We start from the raw sequence: 12,799 nt of genomic DNA, 5'->3' as shown, positions 1-12,799 counted from the left end.
GAAACTGATGACCATTCTTGACGTAAGAAACCTCGTAGTAGACATCCCGAGCGGGGACGGGACGATACATGCGGTGCGAGACGTGTCCTTCCAAGTACGCGAAGGCGAATTCTTTGGGGTGGTGGGGGAGTCCGGCTCCGGAAAGTCCGTCATGGTGCAGTCGATCATGGGACTGGTACCCCGTGCTCGAATTAGCGGCAGTGTAAAATTCCGCGATCGCGAGCTGCTGGGCATCTCCCCAGCCGAGCTCCGCGGGGTGCGTGGCCGCCACATCAGCATGATCTTCCAGGATCCGCTGTCCAGCCTTCACCCGCAATACACCGTTGGATGGCAGATCGTGGAGCAGATCCGCGCGCACGAACCGGTAAGCCACGCAGCAGCCAAGGCACGCGCCATCGAGCTGCTCAAGAAGGTCCAGATCCCCGACGCAGCTTCACGATTTGACGCCTATCCGCATCAGTTCTCCGGTGGCATGCGCCAACGTGTCATGATCGCGATGGCCCTGTCCCTGGGCCCCGGGCTCATCATCGCCGATGAGCCGACCACGGCACTGGACTCGACGGTGCAGGCCCAAATCCTGGACCTTCTCGGCGAAATGCGAAAGGAATTCGGCGCAACAGTACTCATGATTAGTCACGACCTCGGCGTACTGTCGCGGGTCGCTGACCGTGTGATGGTGATGTACGGGGGACAGATGATGGAGGTGGGGGCCAGTCAAGAGGTTTTGGGGGCGCCCGCCCATCCCTACACTGCGGGCCTGCTGCGCTCCTCATCCTTCAACCGGGAACCGGGCACGCCCCTTATCTCAATCGGCGGGCGGCCGCCGAGCTTGCTCTCCCCACCGGCCGGATGCGTCTTTAGGGAACGCTGTCCGGACGCAATGGATATTTGCGGAACTGCCCCGCCCATGCGGCTCTACAGCAACGGGATCGAGGCTGCCTGCTGGCTGGAACATGAACCCAGCGAGCCGGCCGCACCCACTGTCCCCAGCGACGTTAGGACGGTCGAGAGCGGCCCGGAGTCCCACATTGTCCAGACGGAGAACTTGAAGCTCGCCTTCTCACAGCGTCGCGGTCCCGAGCGGGTAGTCCTTGATGGTATTACCCTCGACGTCCGCCGGGGCGAGACCCTGGGCCTGGTCGGAGAGAGTGGATGCGGAAAGACCACGCTGGCGCGAGCCATCGCAGGCCTTATCGAGCCGACATCCGGAACTGTGCACTTCGACGGCAGCCCCGTGTCCGGGCTCAGTCGCGCTGGCTGGCGCGAGATGCGCCGGCGCGTACAGGTAGTGTTCCAGGATCCTTTCGGATCGTTGAATCCCAAGCGCAGAGTCGGCTCGATCATCGGCGACCCTTTCCGTATCCACGGCATTGCCTCTGGTGCCGAGCGCCGGGCGCGCGTGGGCGAACTGATGGAGCTTGTTGGCCTCAGCCCCGAGCACTACAACCGGTTCCCCTCGCAGTTCTCGGGCGGGCAACGCCAAAGGATCGGGATCGCCCGCGCGCTTGCCCTAAACCCTGAGTTGGTGATTCTTGACGAGCCGGTGTCGGCTCTCGATGTTTCCATTCAAGCGCAGGTGCTAAATCTCCTTGATGAACTGCAAAGAACACTGGGACTCACCTACCTATTCATCTCCCATGACCTGGCCGTTGTCAGGCATGTCTGCGATCGGATTGCTGTCATGGAAAACGGTCGAATTATTGAGCTCGGCGATTCAGATGACATTTATCAAAACCCGTCACAACCCTTCACGAAGCGTTTGCTCGCTGCCGCGTCACCGGGCACAGCCGGGGGACGTCCACTACGGCAACACGGCAGTGTCTTCCCGGTTGGCCCCCTTGTTGCCCGTCCTGAGGAACCAGTGCGCGACTCAGGGATGAAGGTGACCCGATGAGCGGGCCGCGGAGGGTCGCGCTTTTAACGCCCAAGAGTGCCGGGCGCGTTGCGCAAAACGCCTCCGACGTCGAGCTGCGCAGTTCCATGTCACTCATGTGGGCTCGCCTGCGCCGCGACCCGGCCAGCATTGTGTCCATGCTAGTGATTGTGTTGGCCGTGCTCTTCGCCATCTGCGCGCCCCTCGTCGCCGCATGGACTGGTCATGGTCCCACGGAGCAGTTCCGAGACACCGGACTCACTCCGGAGGGAATGCCGGTCGGTCCCGGTGGCCAATTCATATTCGGCACCGACCAACTCGGCCGCGATGTGCTGGTCCGTTTGGCCTACGGCGCCCAGGTCTCCCTGCTAGTTGGTGTGGCAGCCTCGATCGTCGCGTCGCTGATCGGTGTTCTGATTGGCACTGTTTCAGGCTTCTTGGGCGGCATCGTTGACACCATCCTCAGCCGTTTCACGGATCTCGTCATGAGCGTGCCGTTCCTCCTTTGCGCGATTGCTTTGGTTTCCGTCGCTGGGCCGAGCCTTGGCCTGTCGATTGCGGTCATTGTGTTCTTCAGCTGGACTGGACTGGCCCGCGTTGTCCGCGGCCAAGTGCTCGCCCTGCGACACCGCGAGTTCGTCGAAGCGGCACGCTCACTGGGCGCCTCGCAATGGTCCATCATGTTCCGCGACATCCTGCCGAACTTGGTGGTTCCCATCATTGTCTACACCACGCTTATGATCCCGTCCGCAATTGTTTTCGAGGCCACGCTCTCGTTCCTGGGCCTTGGTATTGTTCCGCCGACACCGAGCTGGGGAAACATGCTCGCCGACGCCGCGAACGGGTCACTGTACATGTATGCCTGGTGGCTGGTCGTGGTGCCAGGAGCGGCACTTCTGGCGCTGACCCTCAGTTTCAATCTCCTCGGCGACGGGCTACGGGACGCCCTTGATCCGTCCTCATCGAAAGGAGGCAAGTCAGCATGACAAGATTCATTCTGCAACGCATCGGCTTTGGCCTGCTGGTACTTTTCCTACTCAGTGTTTTTGTGTTTGTGCTCTTCTACGTGTCTCCTTCCGATCCGGCGAGGATCATCGCTGGCGACAAAGCAACCGAGGCGCTGATGGCGCAGATCCGCGCCAATCTAGGGTTGGACCAACCAGTCCTGGTGCAGTACTTCCACTTCCTCGGGAGTCTTCTTCGCGGCGACTTGGGCTACTCCTACCGCTCCAGCCTGCCTGTAGCCGATCTGGTCCTGCAGCGCATCCCCGTGACGATGTCGCTTGTCTCTGGCGCCGTGGTGCTCTGGCTCGCCATCGGCATCCCGATCGGCATCGCTTCGGCGAAACACCCCGGCAGTGTTCGCGATCGACTTGGTCAGGGCTTCGCGATCGTCGGCATTAGCTTCCCGACATTCGTACTGGGCATGGTTGTCCTGTATCTGCTCTACTTTCTTCCTTCAAAAGCTGGCGTGAATCTCTTCCCGCCGTCCGGATACGTACCGCTGCTGGAGGATCCGCTGCAGTGGGCGTGGCACCTGCTGCTCCCGTGGACCACCCTGGCACTGGTAGTCGCGGCCGTTTACGCCCGGCTGACACGAGGGCAAATGCTTGAAGTACTTGGCCAGGACTACATCCGTACGGCCCGCGCGAAGGGCTTGTCCGAACGACGAATCACCTACGTGCACGCATTCCGCAGCGCCATGCCGCCCCTTGTCACGCAGCTGGGGATCGACATCGGACTGATGCTCGGTGGGGTGATCATCATCGAGCAGGTCTTCGGCCTTCTCGGCGTCGGGAGCCTGGCAGTGTCAAGCGTCGCGATGCAGGACCGCCCAGTGATTATCGCCATCGTGCTGCTTGGCGGGGTGTTCGTCGTCGTCGCCAACCTTATAGTGGACACCGCGTACGGCATGCTTGATTCACGAGTAAGGACAGCAAAGAAATGACCACGGGGTATCTCATTGGCACCGACATTTGGGCACGCGACATCTGGACGGATGTGCCACGCGACTGGGCAGATCCTGAGGGTGAGACCATCCGCATCTTCGCGCGAGAACTCGTGGACGCCCGACGCCGGGACGAAACTCTGCCAGTACTGATCTACTTGCAGGGCGGCCCCGGAGGGAAATCGCCTAGGCCCTTGGGACGTGAAGGATTTCTGGGCGAGGCATTGGAACGCTTCCGCGTCGTCTTGCCAGATCAGCGTGGCACCGGCCGATCCACTCCGCTCACCGGCGATAGTATCGGTGCACTATCGGCTGACGCTGCGGCACGTAGATTGGCCATGTACCGGGCGGACTCGATCGTGCAGGACTTCGAGGCAATACGCAAAACGCATTACAACGGCGAACCATGGTGGACGCTCGGGCAGAGCTATGGCGGCTTCTTGACACTGACCTACCTATCGATGGCACCCCAGGCAATTGTTGCCGCCGCAGTCACGGGCGGGCTGCCTAGCCTTGACCCATCGCCGGACGCGGTTTACGAGCACACCTATCCGCGAGTGCGCCTGAAGAACGAACAATTCTTCGCACGATTCCCGCATCTCGTCCAAAAAGTGGCGCGGATTGCGGATCTGCTTGAGGCCGAAGAAGTCATGCTGACCGACGGCGATCGTCTGACAGTGCGGAGGCTACAGACCCTTGGTCTTGATTTCGGCATGGGGCCAGGCTTCGACCGGGTGCACTGGCTGCTGGACGAGGCGTGGGCGGATGAACAGGAGACCCGCTTGAGCGAGACGTTCCTTTCGGCTGTTGGACAAGCAACCGCATTCGATCGGAATCCGCTCTTCATGGCACTTCAGGAGAGCATCTACGGCCCGGGACCAACGTCGTGGGCCGCAGAGCGGGTCCTTCACGCAAACCCTGACTTTGCCGCAACCACGCGTCCGCTCCGCTTCACCGGTGAGATGGCATACCCGTGGATGTTCGAGGAAATCCGTGCCCTGAAGGGGTTCAAAGCGGGAGTAGACCGGCTCGCCGCTGGACATTGGCCCATAGAGCTGTACGACGTCGAAAAGCTCGCCACCAACGAAGTGCCGATCGAGGCCGCCGTGTATCTAAACGATATGTATGCCGACGTGGCGTTCCAAATGGATACTGCCGAGAGGGTGGGTGCTTTGAACACATGGGTGACGAGCGAATTCGAACATGACGGCATTCATACCGGGAAGGTGGCCGGCCGGCTGTTCGATGCCCTTGCAATACGACTCGGCTGCGGTGAAGGCCCGTTGAATGCTGCCACTGGGGGCCGGTGATAGTCGGGGACTCTCAAACGGCAGTGACCATTGGGCGACGCTGACTGGCTGCGGTTCCGGCGGGCCTGCCTGTATGTCAGTATTGGGGTGGCTTGGGAAGACCTCGTTACTGCCGCCATGGTGTGTGAATGAGGCGCCCCGCCGTGACGACCGTACAAGGAGACCACACCGTGTTTGCCAACAATGAAGTCCGGATAGCACCGCTGGGGCGCCAGTACAGCCTGCGCGAGTCTGTCACCGAGTCTCTGCGCACCGCCATCATTGCGGGCACCATTAAGGAAGGTGCGCTGTACTCTGCGCCCGTCCTGGCTGCTGCGTTCGGCGTCTCTGCCACACCAGTGCGCGAAGCCATGATGGACCTCACCCGTGAAGGGTTGGTCGAGACGATAAAGAACAAGGGGTTCCGAATCACGAGCATGAGTGATCGTGAGCTCGACGAGATCACGGAGATCCGGCTGCTGCTTGAACCTCCCGTGATAGCCGACCTTGCCGGGACGATTCCACCTTCAGGGATCACCGAGCTCCGCTCGATGGCGGACGCAATCGTCAAGGCCGCCCGTGACGGGGACCTGGCCGAGTTTTTGGCCGCCGACCGCGGCTTCCATGCCAAACTTTTGGGCTTCGCCGGCAACGGCCAGCTCGTCGAGCTCGCGACAAGTCTTCGCGCACGCACCAGGATGTACGGTCTCAAATCGCTGAGCGAAAGCAACAAGCTTGCCGACTCGGCCCAGGAACACCATGAGTTGCTGGACCTCATCGAATCCGGCGAAGCGGATGCTGCCAGGGAACTAATGCGTCGGCACATAGGCCACGCCCGAGGCGTCTGGGCGACAGGTGAGAACGAAGAATCGCGATAGGAGTGACGGCCGCTAACACGGCCAGCGATGTTCTCTTTATTGTTGTCGGCCCGGCCACCGGGACGTCGCCACGCTCGAAGTAAACGTCCCCACCCCGGGCAAGGAACTCGGCCCCGAACTGAACCGATACGTCCTCGATCAAGCATGAAACGACAGGCACAGCATTGATGTCTGATTTGCTGTATTCACGGCCGCGAAGCTGTCGCACGAGAGTTCCCACCGGGTCATACAGAACTCATCCGAGGCAGTGCACAACGGGGAGCATTTAGTATCCCCATACTGCTGCAAGTCAACTATGCAGGGGCAGGCCAAGGGGCCTCTTTTCAGCCTCTTCATGCGCCTGCCGGTCCAGGAGAAGATCGGGTGAGCTGAGGGCAGAATGAACGAGCTCACTACACGGACCCTTCATAAGGTTTCCGGTTGCCTGAGTATGGCATCTAGCCTTGCCTCTGGCAGTGGTGTATCACTGCGCTCGATTGGGCAGGTTGCGGGCGTTAGCATTCAGTCGCAGACCGCGGGGTGCCAATGATTGTGAGCAGGCAAAGTGCGCTTCTCGGTTCAGTTCCCGTAACTGTCCCCTCCCGACAAAACGATGCCCCAATTCCTGCAAATAGGGCAAATCTCGCTATGGCTGACAGGTAGTCTAAAAGTTGACGCTCCAATGTGGCGGCGGTTCGCCGTAGCGCGAATGACGAGTCTTGGAAAGGGCGGGGCCATGCGTTCCACTGTTAAAGACGTCGCCGCAAGGGCAGGCGTGTCGCCAAAGACTGTCTCAAATGTTGTCAATGGGCTGGTCCCCGTGAGTGAGCGGACCAGGGTGCGGGTGGAGGCAGCTCTCGCCGAGCTAGATTACGTCCCCAATTTATCGGCACGCGGGTTACGTAACGGGCGGACGGGTGTCATTGCCCTGGCCCTTCCCGATCTGGGCACCCCCTACTCTGCCGAACTGGCGCACCACATCGTCGAGGTGGCACACGAGCAGGGATGGAGCGTGCAGCTTGAGGAGACCGGGCCGGACCCGCAACGCGAATTCGATCTCGTGTCCAAGGCCCGTTCCAACCTCATCGACGGGCTCATCCTGAACCCCGTAGCCCTGGACGCCAGTGCAATAGGCGTTGATGGAAACTTGCCTCCCATGGTGATGCTGGGTGAAGTTGCCCAGCGAAGAGTGGACCACGTCGGTCTTGACAACGTGGCAGCTGCTCGGGAGATGACACTCGCGCTGGCACAGGGCGGACGACGTCGGATAGCTATCCTGGGTGCCACGAAGACTCGACGTACCGACACCGCTGAAGTTCGAACTCGCGGCTATCATCGGGCGCTGGCTGAGCTTGGCATCGACAGGGATCCCCGCTTGGAGATTCCCTGCGATGAGTGGACACCACGGGGGAGTGCGCAGGCTCTGACCGAGTTTCTGTCGTCCAACGATCTTCCGGACGCCATATTTTGCTTCACGGATTCCATAGCGATTGGGGCCCTGAGTGTGCTGGCGGCCGCGGGCCATCGTGTGCCCCAGGACATTCTCGTCGCCGGCTTCGACGACATTGACCACGGGCAATATGCCGTGCCGGCGTTGACCACTATCTCCTTTGACAAGCGCGCCCTCGCGGAAGAAGCACTACGGCTCTTGACGGAGCGGATGGCGGACCGAAACCGGGATCCCGTGGAAGTTACCTTGCCCTACCGGCTCATAGTCAGAGGCAGCTCAAGCGTTTCCTGATACTGGAGAAGGCCGTGCGGCGGCCCCGGGAGAAATACCGAAAACAAATCTTGTGCGCGCTAACAATTTCTCTTGTGTATGCCATTACAACGATGTAATCTGTGGAATAGATCACGTTTTATCGATCGCTGCCACTCCCGAATCAGGATTTTGGGGGAGGGGTGCGACCGGACCAGGCAGTGTAATCGCGTCCAAAGGAGTGACCGATGAATGAACTTAACAGCGTGTCTAGGCGGCAGCTACTTCGCGGTGGTGGGATAGCGCTTTCGGGTGCCCTGGGCGCGGCCTTGTTATCCGGCTGCGGCGGTTCCGCCCAGGCTGCGGGCGAGGCGCAATTGCGCTTCTGGCACTTGCTCTCCGGTGGTGACGGAATCAAAATGCAGGCCATGATTGACACGGCCAATGCCTCGCAGCAGTCGTACCACGTCAACCCCACAGTCTTGGCATGGGGCGCCCCGTACTACACGAAGCTTGCCATGGCGTCGGCAGGAGGCCGGCCACCAGAGGTCGCCATCATGCATGCCTCACGCGTCACCGGATATGCTCCGGGAGGGCTCCTTGACCCGTGGGACGTGGACCTCCTGGCAAAAAATGGGGTCACCAAGAACGACTTCTCGCCCCGGATCTGGAATAACAGCCTCCAGGACGGCAAGCTCTTCTCCATCGCCCTCGACTCGCACCCTTTCATCCTGATGTACAACACAGAAGTGGCGCAGAAGGCCGGTGCGCTTGCTGCCAACGGACAGCTTGAGATCGTCACCAACTCGGACCGGTTCAAGGAAATGGCACTGGAAATGGCCAAGGTCACCGGCAAGCACGGTCTCTCGTATGGATATCTCGGTGACGGTGCACAAATGTGGCGCCTGTTTTACACCTTCTACAAGCAGCACGGCGCCTCCATGGAACTGGTGCAAGGGCAAAAGGCCGTCGTGGACCGTGATGTAGCCATCAGCGTGCTGGAGTACATCCACTCACTCCTCGACGACAAGATCGCCACGGCCAGCGGGGACGGCGGAACTGCCATCGCCGAATTTGCCGCCCAAGATTCAGGCATGTTCATGAGCGGCGTCTGGGAGCTACCCACCATGCAAACGGCAAAGGTGCCATTTGACGCCATGCCGATTCCCACGCTGTTTGGCACCCCTGCCGCTTATGCCGACTCGCACGCGTTTGTGCTGCCTCATCAGCTGAACCTTGATGAACAAAAACGCAACGACGTGTATGCCTTTGTGGCGGACATCCTCAAGGGATCCTTGAACTGGGCAAAAGCCGGGCACATCCCCGGATTTCAACCGGTAGTGCAATCAGCAGAATTTGAAAACCTCCTGCCACAGGCTCACTATGCCGGCGCAGCGGACATCATCAACTATGACCCCCGAGCCTGGTTTACCGGGTCCGGTTCGGACTTTCAGTCATTCTTCGCAGAAAACGTGCAGAACGTTTTCCTGGGCCGGACCAAGGCCAAGGATGGTTGGGATGCGTTTGTGGAACGGTTGGACACGTTGCTGTCCAAGCCGAATCCCGTGTAGGGCCCCTACCGCGGCCAAGCACGCCCTGTAGTTCATCTTTGGGAGAGTCATTTTGCGGCAAGGGAGCCAAAGCAATGAGTACGTCCACCATTTCGAAAGAGTCATCTCAAGCACCAATCCAAGCACCAGAAAACACCCATGCAAGCAGACTGCGGCGGGACCGCAGGCACGGGTGGGGGTTCATGGCACCATTCCTGGCATTCTTTGCCGTGTTCCTCATCTGGCCCCTGATCTACGGCGTCTACATGAGCTTCACCGGGAAATCGCTCACAGGAGCCAACGGTTCATTCGTCGGTTTCGCCAACTATGTTGAGGCCCTCGGCGATGCCGACATGTGGCATTCGATGGGAAACACACTCTACTTCACCGTCATCAGCACCGTGCCACTCGTTGTGGTGGCCCTGGCCATGGCAGCACTTGTCAACATGGGATTGCCTGCCCAATGGCTGTGGCGCCTGTCGTTCTTTGCGCCATATCTCTTGGCATCCACGGTGGTATCGCTGTTCTTCGTGTGGATGTACAACCCCCAACTCGGCCTGATCAACGAACTGCTGGGCAAGGTGGGAATCGCCCCCGTTGACTGGCTAAACAATCCCGAAGTGGCGATGTGGTCAATTGTGATCGCCACGCTGTGGTGGACAGTTGGCTTCAACTTTCTGCTCTATCTGGCCGCCATGCAGAACATTCCACAATCACATTACGAGGCGGCGCAGTTGGACGGTGCCGGTGGGTGGCGGCAATTCTTCTCCATCACGTTGCCCCAGATTAACCCGACAACCATCATGATCGTCATCTTGCAAGTACTGGCCTCCCTGAAGGTCTTCGATCAGGTGTATCAGATGACCGCCGGAGGCCCCGCCGGATCCACGCGGAGCGTCGTCCAGTACATCTTCGAGACCGGCTTTACCGGATACCGGCTGGGCTACTCGGCTGCCATTTCCTACATCTTCTTCGCCATCATCGTTGTCGTCTCGATCTCCCAGTTCGTTCTCACCCGCAAGAGGAGTGCATAAGCCATGGCATTGTCGACTCTCACCTCACGCGCAAGCACTACTAGTGCGGCATCCAAGCCTCCAACGTTGCGGCGCAGAAAACGGATCTCGGCCAGCCGCGTTGCGGCCACAGTGATCGTTGCGGTCCTGTCAATCACGTGGCTGATCCCGTTCGCCTGGGCCACCATCACGGCCTTCAAAAGCGAAACGGAAGCCGCAGCCACACCCATCACGATCGTGCCGAAATCGGGATTCACCTTTGGCGCGTTTGCCAAGGTGCTCCAGCAAGGCAACATTCCCCAATGGACGTGGAATTCACTTTTCACCTCCGCAGCCATCACCATCATCACCCTCGTCATCTCGACATTGGCGGCCTATGCGCTGTCGCGCATCGATTTCAAGGGCAGAAAGGTGATGATGACAGTCATCGTCGCCTCACTGATAGTGCCACCGCCGGTACTGATCATTCCGTTGTTCTACCAAATGGTCTCGTTCCACATGATTGACGCGTACTGGGGCATCATCTTGCCGCAGGTGATCGCACCAGCGATGGTGTTTGTGCTCAAGAAGTTCTTTGACCAAATTCCTCGGGAACTAGAGGATGCCGCATTGGTGGACGGGGCAGGAAGAATTCGCATCTTTTGGCAGGTAGTGCTGCCACTCTCACGCCCCATCTTGGCCGCCGTCGCCATCTTTGTCTTCATTGGCGCCTGGAACAACTTCCTGTGGCCCTTCATCGTCACCAATGACAGTTCCATGCTGACGTTGCCCGTTGGCCTGCAAACCATCAAGAGCGCCTACGGCATCCAATACGCCCAAAACATGGCCTCCGCCTTGCTGGCTGCCCTGCCCCTGATAGTGGTGTTCCTCTTTTTCCAACGCCAGATCATCAAGGGCATTTCCACCACCGGCCTTGCCGGAACCTAAATTTTCCACCCCGCCACCTCTCAAGACCTCAACAACAGGAGAATCAGTACTATGTCTCGTGCACGGATTAGCATTGACCGCGACTTCACCATCTCAGAGGTGCCACGGCGTCTTTTTGGTTCATTTGTGGAGCACATGGGCCGGTGTGTCTATACCGGCATCTACGAACCCGGCCACCGTGAAGCTGACGAGCAGGGCTTCCGCAAGGATGTCCTGGCGTTGACCAAGGAGCTGGGGGCCACCGTCATCAGGTACCCCGGCGGCAACTTTGTCTCCGGGTACAACTGGGAAGACGGTATCGGCCCGGTCTCCGGCCGGCCGCGCCGATTGGATGGGGCCTGGCACACGCTGGAAACCAACGCCTTTGGACTCCACGAGTTCGTTGACTGGTCGGCGAAAGCTGGCACCGAGATCATGGAGGCCATCAATCTGGGCACCCGTGGTGTGGATGCTGCCCGGGAGATCGTGGAGTACGCCAACCATCCCGGCGGCACCTACTTCTCAGACCTGCGGGCCAAGAACGGCCACAAGGATCCCTTTGACATCAAGTTGTGGTGCCTGGGCAACGAGATGGATGGTCCATGGCAGATCGGCCACAAGACCGCCACCGAGTACGGTCGCCTGGCGCAGGAAGCCGGCAAGGCGATGCGTCTAGTAGATCCGAACATTGAACTGGTTGCCTGCGGCAGTTCCGGCTCGTCCATGCCAACGTTTGGTGCCTGGGAGCAGACTGTCCTCACCCATGCTTATGACGAAGTGGACTACGTATCCTTGCATGCCTACTACCAAGAGCACGACGGCGATGCCGCCAGTTTCTTGGCCAGTGCCGTAGACATGGACTACTTCATAGAATCCGTGGTCGCCACAGCTGATGCCGTGAAGGCCAAGGGCAAGCACAAGAAGAACATCAACCTTTCCTTCGACGAATGGAATGTTTGGTACCAGACCGGCCTGGACACCGAGGATCAGCCGCACCGGGTGAACGCCTCAGGCTGGCGTGAGCACCCCCGGGTGATCGAGGACAAGTACAACGTCACCGATGCAGTGGTGGTGGGGACACTATTGAACTCGCTGCTGCGCCACGGCGACAGGGTCAAGATCGCCAATCAGGCACAGCTGGTCAACGTCATCGCCCCGATCCTGGCCGAGGAAAATGGTCCGGCCTGGCGCCAGAGCATCTTCTACCCGTTTGCCAGGATGGCCGAATTGGCCAAGGGGCAGATCCTGCGCACCCATGTTGACTCTGACAAAGTCCAGACGGCCCAATTTGGTGACGCAGACCTGGTGGATGTCAGCGCCACTTGGGATGAGGAAAGCGGGCGCATGGCCCTGTTCTTCGCCAACCGCGGCCTGGAGGAAGCAGCCGATGTGGAGGTCGCATTGCGCGGCTTCGACGCCGGACGTGTCACCCGCGCCGAAGTCCTCCAAACTCCCGAGGGCAAGGACCGCTTCACGAAGAACACCCTGGCCCAGCAGGAACAGGTAGGCATGACCTCCCTTGACGGCGTCAAGGCGGCCGGAGACGAACTCAAACTGACACTTCCGGCCCTGTCCTGGGCCGTCGTCGAACTCGAAGTCACCAAAAACTAGCACCGCTATGAAAGATGGCTCGGTCCGTGGGGAAGTTTCCCCCGCAGGCCGAG

General features: G+C 59.8%; 10 protein-coding genes. All 10 read left to right on the top strand.

What is annotated here, in order from left to right; genetic code table 11:
* The first annotated feature begins 7 nt into the window (after positions 1 to 7).
* The 10 genes from CXQ94_RS12165 (at position 8) to CXQ94_RS12120 (ending at position 12,746) form a co-directional block, all read left to right on the top strand.
* Positions 8 to 1,894 (top strand): ABC transporter ATP-binding protein, encoded by a 1,887-nt coding sequence (locus CXQ94_RS12165; RefSeq protein ID WP_104090444.1) that lies wholly within the window; start codon positions 8 to 10, stop codon positions 1,892 to 1,894.
* Complete coding sequence (locus CXQ94_RS12160) at positions 1,891 to 2,859, top strand: ABC transporter permease (protein WP_104090441.1); 969 nt, start codon at positions 1,891 to 1,893, stop codon at positions 2,857 to 2,859. The genes CXQ94_RS12165 and CXQ94_RS12160 overlap by 4 nt, the downstream gene beginning before the upstream one ends.
* A complete protein-coding gene (locus CXQ94_RS12155; RefSeq protein ID WP_104090439.1) occupies positions 2,856 to 3,821 on the top strand; it encodes an ABC transporter permease in 966 nt (321 codons plus the stop codon). The genes CXQ94_RS12160 and CXQ94_RS12155 overlap by 4 nt, the downstream gene beginning before the upstream one ends.
* On the top strand, positions 3,818 to 5,131 hold the full coding sequence (locus tag CXQ94_RS12150; RefSeq protein ID WP_104090436.1) for an alpha/beta fold hydrolase: 1,314 nt from the start codon (positions 3,818 to 3,820) through the stop codon (positions 5,129 to 5,131). The genes CXQ94_RS12155 and CXQ94_RS12150 overlap by 4 nt, the downstream gene beginning before the upstream one ends.
* Before the next feature lie 143 nt (positions 5,132 to 5,274).
* Entirely contained in the window at positions 5,275 to 5,988 is a 714-nt protein-coding gene (locus CXQ94_RS12145) for a GntR family transcriptional regulator (RefSeq protein WP_258067048.1), read from the top strand.
* A 715-nt stretch (positions 5,989 to 6,703) separates the two neighbouring features.
* The gene (locus CXQ94_RS12140) at positions 6,704 to 7,708 is read left to right on the top strand and encodes a LacI family DNA-binding transcriptional regulator (RefSeq protein ID WP_104090430.1); all 1,005 of its coding nucleotides are present in this window, start codon (positions 6,704 to 6,706) and stop codon (positions 7,706 to 7,708) included.
* A gap of 206 nt (positions 7,709 to 7,914) precedes the next feature.
* Complete coding sequence (locus tag CXQ94_RS12135) at positions 7,915 to 9,237, top strand: extracellular solute-binding protein (protein WP_104090427.1); 1,323 nt, start codon at positions 7,915 to 7,917, stop codon at positions 9,235 to 9,237.
* Between the two features lie 74 nt (positions 9,238 to 9,311).
* On the top strand, positions 9,312 to 10,250 hold the full coding sequence (locus CXQ94_RS12130) for a carbohydrate ABC transporter permease (protein WP_104090424.1): 939 nt from the start codon (positions 9,312 to 9,314) through the stop codon (positions 10,248 to 10,250).
* A gap of 3 nt (positions 10,251 to 10,253) precedes the next feature.
* Positions 10,254 to 11,156, top strand: a complete 903-nt coding sequence (locus CXQ94_RS12125) for a carbohydrate ABC transporter permease (protein ID WP_104090421.1) — start codon at positions 10,254 to 10,256, stop codon at positions 11,154 to 11,156.
* A gap of 51 nt (positions 11,157 to 11,207) precedes the next feature.
* The gene (locus CXQ94_RS12120) at positions 11,208 to 12,746 is read left to right on the top strand and encodes an alpha-N-arabinofuranosidase (protein ID WP_104090418.1); all 1,539 of its coding nucleotides are present in this window, start codon (positions 11,208 to 11,210) and stop codon (positions 12,744 to 12,746) included.
* Positions 12,747 to 12,799: the final 53 nt, after the last annotated feature.

The sequence above is a fragment of the Arthrobacter sp. GMC3 genome (assembly GCF_002929305.1).
Lineage (GTDB): Bacteria > Actinomycetota > Actinomycetes > Actinomycetales > Micrococcaceae > Specibacter.
This window is presented reverse-complemented; position numbering and strand designations above follow the sequence as displayed.